Source organism: Lentzea sp. NPDC020367 (genome assembly GCF_044387305.1).
In the GTDB taxonomy this organism is placed as follows: Bacteria; Actinomycetota; Actinomycetes; order Mycobacteriales; family Pseudonocardiaceae; genus Lentzea.
In genome coordinates this window covers 475,687-492,910 of record NZ_JBIRVV010000006.1, presented here as the reverse complement: position 1 = coordinate 492,910, position 17,224 = coordinate 475,687, and the positions used below count along the sequence as shown (strand labels likewise).

Below are 17,224 nucleotides of genomic sequence, written 5' to 3'. Positions count from 1 at the left end.
GCCCATCTGAGGCCTGTCCGCCATTGGCCCTCTATCGCGGAAGCATTGGCGCTATGCCACCCCGACGAGCCGTAGGCCCGCCGTGGTCACCGCGGCGAGCACGATGACCGCCACGAACGGCAGCTTGCGCCACGCCGCGAGCCCGCCGACGGCGACCCCGGCCGCGAGGGCCCAGCCGCCGAACTGCTTGCCGTTCGTCAGCGCCGAGACCGCTACCAGCGCCAACAACAGCACGGTCGCACTCGCGGACAGCAGTTCACGGACCTTCTCGGGCAGCGTGACGCGGTCGCGCAGCAGCGGTCCGGCGAGGCGGATCGCGAAGGTGCCGGCGGCCAGGATCAGGACTGCGGTGACGGGCACGGCTCCTCCTTCTTCTTCGTCGTGCGGAACGCGAACAGTCCGGCCAGCGCGAGCAGCACGGGCACACCGGCGGGCAGGAACGGCGTCGTCGCGAGCGCTATCGCCGCGCCGACCAGCGCCGCGTTGCGCGTCGCCGCGTCTTTGAGCGCGGGCAGCGTGAGCGCCAGCAGGGCCGCCGGGAACGCCGCGTCCAGCCCGAACGTCATCGGGTCGCCGATCGCCTGCCCCACGAGCGCACCGATGAGCACGCCCGTGTTCCAGCTGAAGAACAGCGACACGCCACACGCCCAGTAGGCCGCACGCGCTCTCGAGGGATCCTTCTGCGCCATCGCGAACGCCGTCGACTCGTCGATCAGCAGGTGGCTGCCGACGATCCGCGCCAGCCAGCTCTTGCCCAGCACGTCCCCGACCGCGAGGCCGAACGGCAGGTGCCGCGCGTTGAGCACCAGCCCGGCCAGCACCGCGGCGGCAGGGCTGCCACCTGCGGCGACAACACCCACGGCCATGAACTGCGAGCCACCCGCGAAGATCACCAGCGACATCAGCACCGGCATCCACCACGGCAGGCCGGAGCCGACCGAGATCGCGCCGAAGCTCGCACCGGTCACGGCAGCACCTAGTGCGACCGCGGCCACGTCACGCAGAAGCACAGCATCAAGAGTTCGCCAGATCGAACGCACCACCCATTAAGATGAACACCTGGGATCGGTGTTCGTCAAGACGAACGGATGGACTTCTGTGTCGAACGCACCACTCGACCTCATCGCGGCCAACCTCCGCCGCGAGCGCGACCGCACCGGCATGTCGCTGAGCGAGGTCGCCAAGAAGGCCGGCGTAGCGAAGTCGACGCTCTCCCAGCTGGAGTCCGGAGCCGGAAACCCCAGCGTGGAGACCCTGTGGGCACTCGGCGTGGCGCTCGGCGTCCCGTTCAGCCAGCTCGTCGAACCCGCCGTGCCGCGCGTGCAGGTGATCCGCGCGGGCGAGGGCCCGGTCATCCACTCCGAGCGCGCGCACTACTCCGCCACGCTGCTGGCCGCGTGCCGTCCGGGCACCAAGCACGACATCTACTGGCTGGCGCTCGAACCCGGCGGCGCCCGCGAGTCGCTGCCGCACGTGCCGGGCAGCATCGAGCACATGATCGTGGCGACCGGCCGCTGCCTGGCGGGCCTCGCCGACGACCCGATCGAGCTCGGGCCCGGCGACTACATCGTCTACCCCGGCGACGTGCCGCACATCTGCAAGGCACTGGAACCGGGCACGACCGCGATGATGGTCATGGAGCACACGGTCTAGCTCAGCCGGCTTCGCAACGTGCGCAGCCAGGACTCGCTGAGCGCGGGCTCGCCGTCCATGGCGCGCGCGATCATGCGCCGAACCTCCTTGGTGCGGCCGAGTTCTAGGAGGTGCACCGCTTCGGCCAGCGCCATGCGCGTGCGTTCGTCCCTCTTGATCTCGCCGGAGTACTCGCGCCACTTCACCAGCCGGTAGCCGCGGGTCAGCTTGGTCTGGTGGTCGCCGAAGTAGGACCAGACCATCCTCTCCAGCGAGACGTTCACCACCGCGGAGGCAGGCAGGCGATGGGTCCACTCGGGGTGCTCCTGCTGCCACCGCCAGGTGTTGGGGCTGGTCTTGGTGCGCGTCGTGACGCCGACGAACCGCAGCTTGCGCCGGATCGCGGGCCAGGTCTCGCGCTCCTCGGTGATCCAGTCGTCCAGCAGCGCGAAGAGCTTGGTGAACGTGGAGCCGACGTGCACGACGTCCACGAAGGTCACCGGGCGATCGCGCCTGGCCAGCGCCGCGGGCGTGATGCCGATCTCCGCGGCCATCTCCCTGGCGCGCCGGACGTCGCCGGGGATGAGCTCACCAGAGCCGTACAGCGAGATCGGCAACCGGCTCAGCGTCCGTCCCGAGTCCGGCAGCGCCCCGCTGAGCAGGTCGAACATCGAGTCGAGCGACCTGCCCACGAACACCAGGTCGCCGTTGCCGCTGCGCGCCAGGACCTTGCCCGCGCACTCGGCGAGTTCGGGCAAGTACCACGGCTCGGGCGCGGTCACGCCGTCGAGCAGCGACCCGAGCTGGTCGGGCGTCACGAGGTCCCAGCGATACGGCACGTTCACACCGCCATGATGACAAGCGGGCATCTACTACGCCATCGGGTTTCGAACGGTTCACCGAGACATTGATCCCGGTACTCAATTCGGCGAAACGGTCCAACTTCCAATCAATTGGTTGCCTCTCCTCCCCATTCCTGACTACAAATGTTTCATGCGGAAATCCCTGTGCGCCGCGGTAGCCATCGCTGCCCTCACCAGCGCTTTTGCCTTCGTCTCTCTGCCTTCACGGCCCCGTCGGCCGGTGCCTGCGCCACCCAGCTGAGCCGGGCGAGCATTCCTCTCGGTCAGGCCACGCACGCGGTCGAATTCGGCACGATCCAAGGTCCGTTTCAGAACCATGAATTCATTTGCACCGATCTCGCCACCGCGTGCACGAACCTGCAGGGCGGGCAGTGCGCCGGTCTCGCGAACGTCGTGAAGACCGAGGTCGACTCCGCGCTGAGCGGCATCGCGGCGGGCGAGACCAGGCCGACAAGGCGGTCACCTCGGCCTACTACAAGGCCTGGAAGATCGCCCACCCGTAAGGGGCGTCACATGCGAAACGGGCCAGGTCGCACCCGCGACCCGGCCCGTTTCTCCACTTAAACGTATAGCAGGTGGGGGGCCTTGCCACAAGACCCCGTGCATCGTTCACACTCATCGCCTCAGGCAGAACAAGGGCGCTGTGGGGAGCACGTGGGTTACGAAGAAGAACTGCAGTCCGAGCGTGAATACGTGGCCGGTCTCTACGCGCGCCTCGATGGCGAACGCGCGCGCGTGAAGGCCGCCTACCTGTCGGCGCTGGGTGGCACCGGCGAGACCGCGATGGACCGTGACAACGAGGTGCGCGCCCGGCACCGCGAGATGAAGCGCCTGAACGTGGCCGACTACGGCCTGTGCTTCGGCCGGCTGGACAGCGTCGACGGCGACAGTTCCTACATCGGCAGGATCGGCCTGTTCGACGAGGAGAACGAGTTCGAACCGGCGCTGCTCGACTGGCGGGCACCGGCGGCGCGGCCGTTCTACACCGCCACCGGGGCCAGCCCCGAGGGCATGCTCCGGCGCCGCCAGTTCCTCACCCGCCGCCGTGCCGTGGCCGGGTTCACCGACGAGGTGTTCGGCAGGCTCGGCGAGGAGCAGGGCGACGTGGCCCTGCTGGAGGCGTTGAACGCGCCGCGCGGCGAGGGCATGCGCGACATCGTGGCGACCATCCAGTCCGAACAGGACGCGATCATCCGGCTCGACCACCCCGGCGTGCTGGTGATCGAGGGCGGCCCCGGCACCGGTAAGACGGTCGTGGCGCTGCACCGCGTCGCGTACCTGATGTACACGCAACGAGAGCGCATGGAACGGCACGGCGTCCTCGTCGTCGGTCCCAACCCGGCGTTCCTCAACCACATCAGTCGCGTGCTGCCGTCGCTGGGCGAGTCGGACGTCGTGTTCTCGACCACCGGCAGCCTGCTGCCCGGTCTGCTCGCGACCGCCGAGGACACGCCGGAGGTCGCGCGGCTCAAGGGTTCGCGCAAGATGGTGGACGTGCTGAAGGGCGCCGTCGCGTCTCTGCAGCGCGTTCCGGCGGAGCCGATCCCGATGGGCATGAAGGACGTGATCGTCCACATCGGCGCGGACGTCGCCGAGTGGGCCCGGCAGGAGGCGCGCGACAGCGGCCTGCCGCACAACGAGGCCCGCGCGGTGTTCCGCGAGATCGTCACGTACGTCCTGACCGAGCGGGCGATCGGCCGCATCGGGAAGGGCTGGATGTCCCGGTCCGACAAGCAGGCCTGGGAGGAGATGCGGGCGGGGCTGGTCAAGGACCTCGCCGACGACGACGCGTTCCTCGCGATCCTCGACTCCCTGTGGCCGATCATGACGCCGTTCGAGCTGCTGGGCGCGCTGTACTCGTCGCCGGAACTGCTCGCGGAGGCGGGCGCGGACCCGTCGCTGCACCGCGTGGACGGGTCCGCGTGGACGGTCTCGGACGTGCCGCTGCTCGACGAGCTGCACGACCTGCTGGGCAAGGACGGCACCGAGCAGGCCGACGACCAGGCCGCCTCGGCGGACCGCGCGGCCGAGGCCCGGTACGCGGCCGAGGTGCTCGACAGCATGGTCGGCCGCTTCGACCACATGGACGACGAGGACCACCTCTTCGCCTCGGACATGTTGTTCGCAGAGGACCTGGCCGAGCGCTTCGAGGACCACGACCAGCGCACGCTCGCCGAACGCGCGCTGGCGGACCGCGGCTGGACCTACCGGCACGTGGTGGTGGACGAGGCCCAGGAACTGTCCGAAATGGACTGGCGGGTGCTGATGCGCCGCTGCCCGGGCCGTTCCTTCACGGTCGTGGGCGACCTGGCGCAGCGTCGTGCGGCGGCGGGTGCCACGTCGTGGGCCCAGATGCTCGACCCGTACGTGCCGGGGCGCTGGGAGTACCGGTCGCTGACGGTCAACTACCGCACGCCGGCGGAGATCATGGCCGTCGCGGCGCGAGTGCTCGCCGAGTTCGCGCCGGACGTGCGCGCGCCGGAGTCGGTGCGCGCCAACGGTGTCCAGCCCTGGGCGCGGCGGGTGACCGAGGACGAACTGGCCGGCGCCATCGAGGAGTTCGTCAAGCAGGAGGCGTCCCTCGAAGGGACGAGCGTCGTGATCGGACCTGTCGGCGTGCCCGGCACCGTGCCCGCCGCGGAGACGAAGGGCCTGGAGTACGACTCGGTGCTCGTCGTCGAGCCGGAACGGATCATGGCGGACGGGCCGCGCGGCGCGGCGGAGCTGTACGTGGCGCTGACCCGCGCCACGCAACGGCTCGGCGTGCTGCACCACGAGGCGTTGCCGACCGCTTTGTCCGATCTCGCTGAGACCGTGGGCACAAGCGGGTAATTCGGTGGGTGCGGGGTTCTGACCAGCTCTAAAGTCCCGCTGGTGAGCACTCCGCCCTACCAGCCCCACGACCCGGCCAACCCGTGGGCGACACCGCCCGCGGGGCAGGCCGCGCCGGGCCCGCAGCCCGGCCAGGCGTACCCGGCCCAGGCCTACCCCGGACAGCCGGATCCCGGCCAGGCGCAACCGGGCCAGCCCTACCAGGGCCAGGCCTACCCGGGCCAGCCCGATCCCTCCCAGCCGTACCCCGGCCAGCCGTATCCGGGTCAGGCCTACCCCGGTCAGCAGTTCCAGGCCTACCCGTCCTACCCGGCTCCGCAACCGCCGAAGTCCTCGGGCAAGGCGTTCCTGATCATCGCCGGGATCGTCGTGGTCGCGCTGGGGCTCAGTGCCGCCGTGTTCCTGGGCAACTGGGGCAGCAAGAGGCCGGTCGCGGCTCCGTCCACATCGGCCACGACTACGACCACGACGACCACGAAGCCGAAGCCGTTCGCGGAGGTCGGTGACTGCGTGCTGCTCGCGGGCGGGTCGTTCAACCCGAAGTTCGAGAAGACCCCGTGCGCCGAGAACAAGCACAACTACACGGTGTCCAAGGTGCCGGCGACGTCCACCGAGGAGTGCGGCACGCCGCCGGACGGCTACGTCAAGTACACCAAGGGTTCCAGCGTGAACGTGTGCCTGATCCCGGTGTTCGTCGACGGCGAGTGCTACGACTTCACCCTCGCGTCGCTGCAGTCGGAGTTCCCGAAGAAGGCGTGCGGCGGCTACATGGTCGTCAAGGCCAAGGTGATCACCGGAACCGCGGACAAGGCGGCGTGCGGGCAGGACGAGCGACTCGCGCTGGCGCTGGCCTACCCGGAGATCAAGACGACCTACTGCCTGACCCACACGTTCTCGATCTGACCCGATAGGCGGTCGGCGAAGGACCCGGCCGCCAATAGGATGGGCGGAAGTCTGGGGGGACTGCTCGCGTCGGCCAGACGATTCACATCCGCGTCCGAGCCGCATTGGGGGCAATGCATGACGACTCCGCCTGTTCCACCGGAAGAACCGGCCAACGTGTGGGCGCCACGCCCCCAGGCCACCCCGTTCCCCGCGTACCCGGTCAGCGTCTACCCCGCACCGGCACCCGCCGGCCCTCCACAAAGGACCTCCCGCGCCGGCCTGGTGATCGGGATCGGTCTCGGTGTCCTGCTGGTGGCGATGATGGCGACGGTCTTCTACGTGCTCCCGGGAACCGGCACTCCCGGCGCGGCGGTCGGCGACTGCGTGAAGCTGACGGGCGTGGAGTCCAACATGACGTACGAAAAGGTCTCGTGCGACGGCAAGCAGCACAACTACACCGTGAGCAAGGCGCGAACCTTCCGGACTGACGAGTGCGGCGACGATCCGGACGCGTACACGACCTACGAAGGCTTCAACGGTGAGCACCTGTGCTTGATCCCTGTGTTCTTCGACGGCGAGTGCTACGACTTCATGCTCGCCTCGCTCACCGCCGAGAACCCCGTGGTGGACTGCGGCGCGACCGGTGCGGTCAAGGTCCGGGTGCTCACGAACACCGCGGACGAGGCGGCGTGCGGCCCGGATTCGTTGAAGGCGATGGCTTACCAGGAAACGAAGACCACCTACTGCTTCGTGCTGCCGTAGTAGGACGGCAGAAGGGCGCGTCCCGCACAGGACGCGCCCTTCTTCGTTCGTTACTGGGACCTACCAGCCGCGCTCGGCCAGGCGGTGCGGCTCCGGGATCTCGTCGACGTTGATGCCGACCATGGCCTCACCCAGGCCGCGCGAGACCTTGGCGATGACGTCGGGGTCGTCGTGGAAGGTGGTGGCCTTCACGATGGCCTCGGCGCGCTGGGCCGGGTTGCCGGACTTGAAGATGCCGGAACCGACGAACACGCCCTCGGCGCCGAGCTGCATCATCATCGCGGCGTCGGCCGGGGTCGCGATGCCACCCGCGGTGAACAGCACGACGGGGAGCTTGCCGTTCTGCGCGATCTCCTTGACCAGCTCGTACGGCGCCTGGAGCTCCTTGGCGGCCACGTAGAGCTCGTCCTCGGGGAGGTTCTGCAGGCGGCGGATCTCCTGGCGGATCTTGCGCATGTGCGTGGTGGCGTTCGAGACGTCACCGGTGCCGGCCTCGCCCTTGGAGCGGATCATGGCCGCGCCCTCGGTGATGCGGCGCAGGGCCTCGCCCAGGTTCGTCGCGCCGCAGACGAAGGGGACGGTGAACGCCCACTTGTCGATGTGGTTGGCGTAGTCGGCCGGGGTGAGCACCTCGGACTCGTCGATGTAGTCGACGCCGAGCGACGCGAGGACCTGGGCCTCGACGAAGTGGCCGATGCGGGCCTTCGCCATGACCGGGATCGAGACGGCGTTGATGATCCCGTCGATCAGGTCGGGGTCGCTCATGCGCGCGACGCCGCCCTGGGAGCGGATGTCGGCCGGGACGCGCTCGAGTGCCATGACGGCGACGGCGCCCGCGTCCTCCGCGATCTTCGCCTGGGTGGCGTCGACCACGTCCATGATCACGCCGCCCTTGAGCATCTCGGCCATGCCGCGCTTGACGCGGGCGGTACCCGTGACCTGATCAGTGCTCACCGGGGCAACCTTTCACGAGGGGAAGTCTTGGTGAACTCAGCCTACGTCCGACGTGGCCCCCTCACCCAAGCCACTGGAGCCCCGAACCAGAAGGCCACTTTCCGATCAACCGCAGGTCGTGACACGTGTCACTGCGCCGGTTGTGAATTGTGTTCGCGTGCTGGTGGGCGTCCAGACGGGTCTGCGGGGTTGTACCGGGAGGGGAACGGGTGTGAGATCGAACACTACGACTTGACGGAGGTCGTCATGGGAAGCAAGAACTCCGACAACGGGGCACCGGCAGGCGCGGTCGCTGTAGATGACCCGGCCAAGGTCCGCAACGTCGTGCTCGTGGGGCCGTCCGGCGCCGGCAAGACGACGCTCACCGAGGCCCTGCTCGCCGCCACCGGCGTCCTGACCCGCGCGGGATCGGTCACCGAGGGCACCACGGTCTGCGACCACGACCCGGCCGCCGTGCGACAACAACGATCGGTGGGCCTCGCGGTAGCCCCGATCCAGCACGGGGACATCAAGATCAACCTGATCGACACCCCCGGCTACGTCGACTTCGTGGGTGAGCTCAGAGCAGGACTACGGGCCGCGGACGCGGCCCTTTTTGTTGTCAACGCTTTCGAGGGCGTCGACGCGGCCACCATCTCGTTGTGGGAGGAGTGCGCTCTCGTCGGCATGCCACGCGCCGTCGTCATCACACGCACCGACCACCACCGTGCGGACTTCGGCACCGAGGTCATCGCGTGCCAGGCGGCGTTCGGCGCGGGCGTCGTGCCGCTGTACATGCCGGAGGGCGACGCACTGGTCGGGCTGCTCACATCCGGTGCGAACTACCCGGACGAACGCGCGGCGTTGATCGAGGGAATCATCGCCGAGAGCGAGGACGAGACCCTCATGGACCGCTACCTCGAAGGCGAGGAGATCGACCAGGACACGCTGATCGCCGACCTGGAGACCGCCGTCTCGCGCGGCTCGTTCCACCCCGTGATGCCCGTGTGCGCCGCAACCGGCATGGGTCTCGTGGAGCTGTTGGACGGCATCGCGCGCGCGTTCCCGTCACCGCTGGAGCACGACGTTCCGGACGTGACGTCCGTGGACGGCATCCCGCAACCTCGCATGGCCGCCGACCCGGACGGGCCACTCGTCGCCGAGGTGGTCCGCACAGCAGTGGACTCCTACGTCGGCCGCGTGTCGTTGGTCCGTGTCTTCTCCGGCACCTTGCGCCCCGAACGCCCCGTGCACGTCTCCGGCCACGGCATGGCAGACCGCGGCCACGAGGACCACGACGCCGACGAACGCGTCGCCCACATCTACTCGCCGCTGGGCTCGACGCTGCGCGAGGTCCCGTACTGCGTGGCCGGCGACCTGTGCGCACTGACGAAGCTGACCACCGCCGAGACCGGCGACACCGTTTCCGCCCCCGAACAACCACTGCTGATGGCGCCGTGGGACATGCCAGAACCGTTGCTACCCATCGCCGTCGTGCCCCGCACACGCAGCGATGAGGACAACCTGGCCCGCAACCTCGGCCGCCTGGTCGCGAGCGACCCGACCCTGCGCCTGGACCGCAACGCCGAGACGCACCAGATGGTCCTGTGGTGCATGGGCGAGGCCCACGCCGACGTCGTGCTGGCCCGCCTGCGCGCCGGCGGAGCCGAGATCGACACCGAACCGGTGCGCGTCCCGTTCCGCGAAACCTTCGCCGGGTCGGGCAAAGGCCACGGCCGGCACGTGAAGCAGTCCGGCGGCCACGGCCAGTACGCGGTGTGCGACATCCTCGTGGAACCACTCCCCCGAGGCGCCGGCTTCGAGTTCGTGGACAAGGTCGTCGGCGGCTCGGTCCCCCACCAGTTCATCCCGTCCGTCGAGAAGGGCGTGCGCGCGCAGCTGGAACGAGGCCTGCACGACGGCACCCCTGTCGTCGACGTACGGGTGACTCTCGTCGACGGCAAAGCGCATTCGGTCGACTCGTCGGACGCCGCGTTCCAGACAGCGGGCGCACTCGCGTTGAAGGAGGCCGCGGCCGCCGCGCGCACGCAACTGCTGGAGCCGATGGACGAGGTCGCGATCCGGCTGCCCGACGAGCACCTGGGAACCGTGCTGGGCGACCTGTCCGGACGGCGCGGCCGAGTCCTCGGCACCGAGTCGGACGAGGGCGGGCGCACGCTGATCCGCGCCGAGGTGCCGTCGTCGGAGCTGCTGCGGTACGCGGTGGAGCTGCGGTCGCTGACGTCGGGGACCGGCACGTTCACGCGCCGCTTCTCCCGCTACGACCCGCTGCCGGAGGCGCTGGCGGCCCGCGCGGCCAAGTAGGCCCGATTCTCGCGGTCCGGTCTTGTCGGACCCCGTGAGTACGTTGAAACGCAGGGGTTCCCGATCAGGGGGTACCCCTGCGTGAGCGTGCCTTCCAGGCGTTCGGGAGACCGGCGTCGACGGGTTCCCCAGCACTGCACTTCTCCTGACCTGGCTGGGTTTGCGCAGTGAGCACGTAGAACGCGATCAACGGGTACCCTCCGGCTCGCAGTACTCGCGCCACCTGGTGCAGGTCTGGGGTGCGCTGCATCCAGGCGAACGACGGCGCAGGTGCGGATGAGCCGGAACAGAAAACCCGGATGGGCACTGCCGTCATGTCACCGGCGCAGGTGAGTACGGCGGCGTGCGCACATCTGCAGTGACGGGTCAACACCGACGACAGGCACCGGTCCGCGAGGGACGCCGCCACGTGGCCAGAACCGCAGCCAACGTCGAGCACCGGCCGTGCGCTGCTCGGCGATCAAGTCGAGCAGCGCACGGTCCAGTCGCTTCCCGCGAGCTCGTCGCCAAGTTCGGCGGCGTACCTCGCGGTCAAGAGGTTGTACGAACGCAGCCTTAGGTGTTCTGCGGGAAGCCCAGGTTCACGCCGCCGTGCGACGGATCGAGCCACCGCGACGTGACGACCTTCGAGCGGGTGAAGAAGTGCACGCCGTGCGGGCCGTACGCGTGGGAGTCGCCGAACAGCGATTCCTTCCACCCGCCGAACGAGTAGTAGGCCACCGGCACGGGGATCGGCACGTTCACGCCGACCATGCCGACCTCGATCTCGTTCTGGAACCGGCGAGCGGCGCCGCCGTCGTTGGTGAAGATGGCGGTGCCGTTGCCGTAGCGGTTGCTGTTCACCATCTCGACGGCTTCTTCATAGGTGTCGCAGCGGACGACCGAGAGCACCGGGCCGAAGATCTCGTCGGTGTAGATCGTCATGTCCGTGCCGACGTGGTCGAACAGCGTGGGGCCGAGCCAGAAGCCGCTCGCGTCGCCGTCGATCGGGTGGTCCCGGCCGTCGACCGCCAGCACCGCGCCCGCGGCCACCCCGGCGTCCAAATAGGACGTGACCTTGTCCCGGTGCACGCCGGTGACCAGCGGGCCCATCTCGCACGACGAACCGGCGCCGACCTTCACGTCGGCGATCCGCGACTGGATCTTGGACACCAGCGAGTCGCCGACCTCGCCGACGGCGACGACCACCGAGATCGCCATGCACCGCTCGCCCGCCGAGCCGAAGCCCGCGGACACGGCGGCGTCCGCGGCCAGGTCGAGGTCGGCGTCGGGCAGGACGACCATGTGGTTCTTGGCGCCGCCCAACGCCTGCACGCGTTTGCCGTGCGAGGTGCCGGTCTCGTAGACGTAGCGGGCGATCGGGGTGGAGCCGACGAACGAGATCGCCTTCACGGTCGGGTGTTCGAGCAGGCGGTCGACGGCCACCTTGTCGCCGTGCACGACGTTCAGGACGCCGTCCGGCAGACCGGCTTCTGCGAACAGTTCGGCGAGGAAGTTCGACGCCGAAGGGTCCTTTTCGGACGGTTTCAGGACGACGGTGTTGCCGCAGGCGATGGCGGTCGGCACGAACCACAGCGGGACCATGGCCGGGAAGTTGAACGGCGAGATCACGCCGACCACGCCGACGGGCTGCTGGATCGAGTAGACGTCGACGCGGGTCGACGCGTTCTCGCTGAAGCCGCCCTTCAACAGCTGCGGGATTCCGCACGCGTACTCGACCGACTCCAGCGCACGCTGGATCTCGCCGCCCGCGTCGGACACGACCTTGCCGTGCTCGGCGGACACGATCTTCGCGAGGTCGCCCTTGCGGTCGTTGAGCAGTTCGCGGAACTTGAACATCACCGTCGAGCGTTGCGCCAGGGACGCGTTCCGCCAGGACGCAAACGCTTCCGCGGCCGCCGAGACCGCAGCGTCCACTTCGGACACCGAGGCGAAGGCGACCTGAGAAGCCACCTTGCCGGTCGTCGGGTCGTAGACATCACCGAGCCGCAGAGGAGTCTCGTCCCAGGGCTTGCCGTTGATCCAGTGCTTGATCACGCCTTCTCCACCGCCTGCGCCAAGATGCCCAAAGCCTCTTCCAGTTCGTCCTCGGTCAGCGTCATCGGCGGGGCCAGCCGGATCACGTTGCCGTACAGACCGCCCTTGCCGACGAGCAGCCCGCGCGCCTTCGCCTCCGCCAGCACGACACCGGCCGCACCAGAGTTCGGTTCGCCTTCGGGACCGACGAACTCGACGCCGACCATCAGGCCCTTGCCGCGCACGTCGCCGATCACCGGGTGCTTCTCGGCCAGCTCACGAAGGCCGCTCAGCAGCCGCGAACCGAGCTTGGCCGCGTTGGCCTGGAGGTCGTGGTCGAGCAGGTAGTTCACGGTGGCCAACGCGCCGGCCGTGGAGATCGGGTTGCCGCCGAACGTCGAGATCGAGTTCGCGTTGATCGTGTCCATCAGGTCGCCGCGCGCGACCACACCGCCGATCGCGAGGCCGTTGCCGAGGCCCTTGGCGAACGTCATCGCGTCCGGCACCACGTCGTGCGCCTGGATGCCCCAGAAGTGCTCGCCGGTGCGGCCCCAGCCGGTCTGCACCTCGTCGGAGATGAAGAGGATCCCGTACTCGTCCAGGACGTCCTTGAACGCGCGGAACAGGCCGTCGGGCGGGGAGGTGAAGCCGCCGACGCCCTGGATCGGCTCGGCGATCATGCACGCGACGTCGCCGGACGTCGTGGTCTCGATGATCTCGCGCAGGTCGTCGACGCAGGCCTTGATGTAGTCCTTGTCGTCCATCGCCTTGAACGGCGAACGGTAGCGGTAACCGCCGTGCACCCAGCTGACCTTGATCGGCGACAGCGCGGACGCGGACCAGCCGCGGTTGCCCGTGATGGCGATCGTGGCGAACGCACGGCCGTGGTAGCTGTTGCGCAGGGCCAGGACCTGCTCGCTGCGGCGCGCCTGGGTGGCGAGCATCAGCGCGGTCTCGTTGGCCTCGGTGCCGGAGTTGGTGAAGAACACCTTGGCGTCCGGGATGCCGGACAGCTCGGCGATCTTCTCCGCGAGCTCGATCTGGTTCTTGATCAGGTACAGGGTCGAGCTGTGCAGCACGCCCGTGTCGAGCTGCGAGCGGATCGCGTCGCTGATCTCGGCGACGTCGTAGCCGATGGCGTTGGTCAGGATGCCCGCGAAGAAGTCCAGGTAGGTCGTGCCCTCGCGGTCGGTCACCCGGCGCCCGGAGGCGCTCGCGATCTCGATGGGCTCGTCGTAGTAGAGGGCCACCCACTTCGGCATCACCGCGCGGTGTCGTGCCAGCAGCTCCTTGTGAGCCATCTCGTCCTCCAGGGGGTCCGACGCCTGCCTCGGAGTCTGCTGGCGTGCCGGGTGCGCCGCCATGCACAACCTGTACCCGGATCGGCTGGTTGGCATTACGTTGTGTCCATGTACCCGACGGTCTCCGAAGTCGTCGCTCTGCCGGTGATCCGGCAGGGAAAGCCCCGTTTGGTGGCCGGATCGGCCGGACTCGGCAGACGCGTCCGATGGGTCCATGTGGCGGAGATCGCAGACATCGCGCCGCTGCTGCGCGGCGGCGAACTGGTGCTCACGACCGGCGTGATGCTGCCCGAGTCCGGCCTGGCCCGCTACATCGAGGAACTGGCCGCCGTCGGCTGCGCGGGCCTGATCGTCGAACTGGGCAGGCGGTGGCGCGACGACGTGCCCGGCGCCCTGGTCACGGCGGCGGAACGGCACGGGTTGCCGCTGGTCACGCTCACCGAGGAGACCAAGTACGTGGCCGTGACCGAGGCCGTCGTCGGGCTGATCGTGGACGCCCAGCTGGCCGAGCTCAGGGCCGCGGAGCAGGTGCACGAGACGTTCACGGCGCTGACGGTCGCGGGCGCCGAGCCCTCCGAGGTGCTGCGCGAGGTGGCCAGGACGTCCGGACTGGCGGTCGTGCTGGAGACGCTCGGCCACGACGTGCTCGCCTACGACGCGGCCGGGCACGATCCTGTGACGCTGCTGGACGACTGGGCGGCGCGTTCGCGGGCCGTCACGGTCACCGAACGGACCGCCTACGACACCGCGTCCGGCTGGTTGATCACCATCGTCGGGGCACGCGGCGCCGACTGGGGCCGGCTCGTGATGGTCTCGCCGGAGCCTCCACCACACCGGCACGTCGTGGTCGCCGAACGCGCCGCGTCGGCGTTGGCCGTGCATCGGCTCGTGGCACGCGATCGGGAGTCACTGGAACGGCAGACGCACCGGACGTTGCTGGCCCAGCTGCTCGGCCAGTCGCCGCAGTCGCCGGATCTGGGTGCGCGGGCGGCGGCGCTGGGAGTGCCGCTGGAACGCCGCCAGCTGATCGGCGTGGCGGTCCGGCCGGTGTCCGTCCTGCAGGGGCAAACGCTTGCCACGCAGGAGGTCCTGCGTGATCTCGCCGAGGCGACGGCACTGGCGGCCCGCCGGGTGACGGTCGCGGCACTGGTCGGCGTCGTGGACGACACGTCGGTGCGCGCGCTGCTGTCGGTGCCGGTGACCGTTGGTGTGGAAGGAGTTCTGCGCAAGGTCGCGCGCGAGATCCACCGGACGGCGGCGTCGGCGGTGGTGATCGCGGTGGGCACGACGGTCACGTCCACAACGGACGTTCGCAGGTCACTCGGCGAGGCCGTGCACGTGGCAGGGGCGGCGCTGCGGGCACCGGGATCCCAGCTGTACCACCGGCTCGACGACGTCCGGCTGCGCGGCCTGCTGCACCTGCTGCGCGAGGACGAACGGGTCCGGGCGTTCGCGGACCGCGAGCTCGGGCCGTTGCTGGCGCGGGACTCGGCGCAGGGCTCCCGGCTGGTCGAGCTGCTGCGGTGCCTGTGCGAGAACGGCGGCAACAAGTCGGCGGCGGCCGCGGCGGCGCACCTGTCCCGCACGGCCTACTACCAGCAACTGGGGCGGATCGAACAGGTGCTCGGCGTCTCGCTGGAGGACCCGGAGTCCGTGCTCTCGCTCTACGTCGCCCTGCTGGTACACGAAATGGGCCCGTGAGCGCGCACGGGCCCATTTTCGATGTGGGAACTCAGCCGTTGATCGTCGGGAAGGTGCCCGAGAGAACGGTCGGGTTCGGCACGACGTTGTTGGTCGGCAGGTCCGACAGCGCCGGCGCCTTCAGGTCACCGACGTGCGCGTTGCCCGTGAGGGCCTCGGCGTTCGGCAGCGACGGCAGGGTGCCCAGCTCGGCGGCGACCGGGTTCGGCACGGTGCGCTCCTGCGCGGCCGGGACGGCGGGCAGCGCGGGCACCGGCAGGTCGTTGGCGACGGGGGCGCCGACGTGCGGGAGCTGGACAGCGGAGGCCGACTCGAGCGGGTTCGCGTGCTGCTGGGCGTCGGAGATCAGCTTGTCCGCGCCGACCTCGGGAACGCCGGCACCCAGCTGGGGCAGCTCGGCGGCGCTGGCCGAACCCGCGAGGAGCGGGGCGGCGCTGGCGGCGAGCAGGGCGGCGGCACGGAACAGTCCGGAACGAGACACAGTTTTCCTCAATCTGGTTTGGGGACCGATCTTCGATTTCATCGGCGCATTCGGTTCGAGAATTAACCCGCTCGATCGGGTGGTGAGGGTTTGAACCTCACGCGGCGGGAGGTCCTACGGTCGTGGTGTGACCCGTTGGAGCGTCGGTGACCTGGCCAGAGCGAGCGGACTGACCGTCCGCACGCTGCACCACTACGACGAGATCGGACTGGTCGTCGCTTCCGAGCGCACGACATCCGGTCACCGTCGGTACACACCGGACGACGTTCGTCGCCTCTATCAGGTGAGATCGCTGCGCCAGCTCGGTCTTTCCCTGGAAGAGGTCCGATCGGCACTGTCCCGTTCGGACTCGCTGCGACCTCTCTTCGAGGCCCAGCTCGCCGCGCTGAACGCCCAGGCGCGACAGGTGGAGGCACTGCGGTCGCGGCTCACCGCGCTGCTCGACGGGCACACCACCGAGTCCCTTCTGTCCACTTTGGAGATGATGTCCGTGTACGAGAGCTACTTCACCGCCGACCAGCTGGGCGACATGAGGTCGCGCGCGGCGGCGATGGGCCCGGAGGCCGTGGAGGCGTTGAAGGCGTCCTGGTTGGAACTGGTGCAACAGCTGCGTCAGCACATGACCGACGGCACCCCCGCCGACGACCCGCGCGTCGTCGAGCTGGGGCGGCAGTGGGACGAGCTGGGTGCCCGGTTCACCGGCGGCGACCCGGCGGTCCAGGCCGCGGCGCAGAAGTCGTGGACCGAGAACAAGGCGACGATCAGCACGCAGATCGGGTGGCCCGCCGACGACGGTCTGGTGGATTACGTAACTCGGGCGCGCGCGGCGCGGTGAGTTCGGTAGAAGTTGGTCATGCTTCCCGATGACCGACGTCTGCAAGCCGCCAACCCGACCGGGTGGTTCGAAGATCTCTACGCGGAGGCCGAAGCCGGCACGGCCTCCGTCCCCTGGGACATCCCCCACCCGCAACCGCACCTCGTCGCCTGGGCCGAGGGAGTCGACGGCACGGGTCAGCGCGCGCTGGTCGTGGGCTGCGGCTACGGCCGCGACTCGGAGTTCCTGGCCTCGCTCGGGTTCGAGGTGACGGCCTTCGACATCTCCCCCACCGCCGTGGCGGCCGTGCAGGCGCGGTACCCGGAGTCCTCCGTCTCGTACGTGGTCGCCGACCTGCTGGACCCGCCCGCCGAGTGGCACCACGCGTTCGACCTGGTCGTGGAGAACATGACGGTGCAGGCGCTGCCCGTTGACGCGCACGCCCAGGCCATCGAACGGGTCGCGTGGCTGACCGGGTCGAAACTGCTGGTCCTGGCCGTGGCCAGGGAGGAGGGTTCGGTCGCGGACGGTCCGCCGTGGCCGTTGACGCCGTCGGAGATCCACGCGTTCCAGACGGACGGTCTCACCGCGCTGGAGGTGAATCGCGACGGGGGCCGCTGGACCGCTGAATTCGTGCGACAACTGGCCATGAACTGACCACTTATGACGCACTTCCGCC

15 protein-coding genes are annotated in these 17,224 nt (G+C 69.3%); 8 read left to right on the top strand and 7 right to left on the bottom strand.

All coding sequences use genetic code 11. The features are described 5' to 3' along the window. Positions 1–51: 51 nt before the first annotated feature. On the bottom strand, positions 52–360 hold the full coding sequence (locus ACH413_RS27510; protein ID WP_360031498.1) for an AzlD domain-containing protein: 309 nt from the start codon (positions 358–360) through the stop codon (positions 52–54). Continuing rightward, positions 339–1,040, bottom strand: coding sequence for an AzlC family ABC transporter permease (locus ACH413_RS27505; RefSeq protein WP_360031500.1), 702 nt, complete (start codon positions 1,038–1,040; stop codon positions 339–341). The genes ACH413_RS27510 and ACH413_RS27505 overlap by 22 nt, the downstream gene beginning before the upstream one ends. A 58-nt stretch (positions 1,041–1,098) precedes the next feature. On the opposite strand from ACH413_RS27505, the gene ACH413_RS27500 reads away from it, so the two are divergent. Further along, positions 1,099–1,653, top strand: coding sequence for an XRE family transcriptional regulator (locus tag ACH413_RS27500; RefSeq protein WP_360031502.1), 555 nt, complete (start codon positions 1,099–1,101; stop codon positions 1,651–1,653). Here ACH413_RS27500 and ACH413_RS27495 read toward each other — a convergent pair. Continuing rightward, positions 1,650–2,477: a hypothetical protein gene (locus tag ACH413_RS27495; protein ID WP_360031504.1), complete on the bottom strand. Its 828-nt coding sequence runs from the start codon at positions 2,475–2,477 to the stop codon at positions 1,650–1,652. The two genes, ACH413_RS27500 and ACH413_RS27495, sit on opposite strands and share 4 nt — an antisense overlap. A gap of 672 nt (positions 2,478–3,149) precedes the next feature. Between ACH413_RS27495 and helR the strand changes: the two genes are divergently transcribed. The 3 genes from helR (at position 3,150) to ACH413_RS27480 (ending at position 6,974) form a co-directional block, all read left to right on the top strand. After that, positions 3,150–5,327 (top strand): RNA polymerase recycling motor ATPase HelR, encoded by a 2,178-nt coding sequence (gene helR / locus ACH413_RS27490; RefSeq protein ID WP_360031506.1) that lies wholly within the window; start codon positions 3,150–3,152, stop codon positions 5,325–5,327. Positions 5,328–5,369: 42 nt separating this feature from the next. Beyond that, entirely contained in the window at positions 5,370–6,230 is an 861-nt protein-coding gene (locus ACH413_RS27485) for a hypothetical protein (protein WP_360031508.1), read from the top strand. Positions 6,231–6,347: 117 nt separating this feature from the next. Next, on the top strand, positions 6,348–6,974 hold the full coding sequence (locus ACH413_RS27480) for a hypothetical protein (RefSeq protein WP_360031510.1): 627 nt from the start codon (positions 6,348–6,350) through the stop codon (positions 6,972–6,974). A 60-nt stretch (positions 6,975–7,034) separates the two neighbouring features. Here ACH413_RS27480 and pdxS read toward each other — a convergent pair whose 3' ends face one another. Beyond that, positions 7,035–7,928, bottom strand: a complete 894-nt coding sequence (gene pdxS, locus ACH413_RS27475; RefSeq protein WP_090066984.1) for a pyridoxal 5'-phosphate synthase lyase subunit PdxS — start codon at positions 7,926–7,928, stop codon at positions 7,035–7,037. A 246-nt stretch (positions 7,929–8,174) separates the two neighbouring features. Between pdxS and ACH413_RS27470 the strand changes: the two genes are divergently transcribed. Then, entirely contained in the window at positions 8,175–10,232 is a 2,058-nt protein-coding gene (locus tag ACH413_RS27470) for an elongation factor G-like protein EF-G2 (protein WP_360031512.1), read from the top strand. Between the two features lie 555 nt (positions 10,233–10,787). Here ACH413_RS27470 and ACH413_RS27465 read toward each other — a convergent pair. Beyond that, a complete protein-coding gene (locus ACH413_RS27465) occupies positions 10,788–12,269 on the bottom strand; it encodes a CoA-acylating methylmalonate-semialdehyde dehydrogenase (RefSeq protein ID WP_360031514.1) in 1,482 nt (493 codons plus the stop codon). Next, positions 12,266–13,549 (bottom strand): aspartate aminotransferase family protein, encoded by a 1,284-nt coding sequence (locus tag ACH413_RS27460; RefSeq protein WP_360031516.1) that lies wholly within the window; start codon positions 13,547–13,549, stop codon positions 12,266–12,268. Before ACH413_RS27460 ends, ACH413_RS27465 begins: the two co-directional genes overlap by 4 nt. A 108-nt stretch (positions 13,550–13,657) precedes the next feature. Between ACH413_RS27460 and ACH413_RS27455 the strand changes: the two genes are divergently transcribed. Continuing rightward, on the top strand, positions 13,658–15,250 hold the full coding sequence (locus ACH413_RS27455; RefSeq protein ID WP_319979128.1) for a PucR family transcriptional regulator ligand-binding domain-containing protein: 1,593 nt from the start codon (positions 13,658–13,660) through the stop codon (positions 15,248–15,250). Between the two features lie 31 nt (positions 15,251–15,281). On the opposite strand, the gene ACH413_RS27450 is transcribed toward ACH413_RS27455, so the two are convergent. Beyond that, positions 15,282–15,731, bottom strand: a complete 450-nt coding sequence (locus tag ACH413_RS27450) for a hypothetical protein (protein ID WP_360031518.1) — start codon at positions 15,729–15,731, stop codon at positions 15,282–15,284. Positions 15,732–15,858: 127 nt separating this feature from the next. Between ACH413_RS27450 and ACH413_RS27445 the strand changes: the two genes are divergently transcribed. Further along, complete coding sequence (locus ACH413_RS27445; protein WP_360031520.1) at positions 15,859–16,566, top strand: MerR family transcriptional regulator; 708 nt, start codon at positions 15,859–15,861, stop codon at positions 16,564–16,566. An 18-nt stretch (positions 16,567–16,584) separates the two neighbouring features. Next, positions 16,585–17,202 carry a class I SAM-dependent methyltransferase gene (locus tag ACH413_RS27440; protein WP_360031522.1) on the top strand — a complete coding sequence of 206 codons (618 nt, stop codon included), beginning with the start codon at positions 16,585–16,587 and terminating at the stop codon, positions 17,200–17,202. Positions 17,203–17,224 lie beyond the last annotated feature (22 nt).

Bases quoted from the DNA above. Each gene is read 5' to 3' on its own strand.
- ACH413_RS27455 (WP_319979128.1), top strand. From the start codon at position 13,658: ATGTACCCGACGGTCTCCGAAGTCGTCGCTCTGCCGGTGATCCGGCAG.
- ACH413_RS27480 (WP_360031510.1), top strand. From the start codon at position 6,348: ATGACGACTCCGCCTGTTCCACCGGAAGAACCGGCCAACGTGTGGGCG.
- ACH413_RS27470 (WP_360031512.1), top strand. From the start codon at position 8,175: ATGGGAAGCAAGAACTCCGACAACGGGGCACCGGCAGGCGCGGTCGCT.
- ACH413_RS27440 (WP_360031522.1), top strand. From the start codon at position 16,585: ATGCTTCCCGATGACCGACGTCTGCAAGCCGCCAACCCGACCGGGTGG.
- ACH413_RS27460 (WP_360031516.1), bottom strand. From the start codon at position 13,549: ATGGCTCACAAGGAGCTGCTGGCACGACACCGCGCGGTGATGCCGAAG.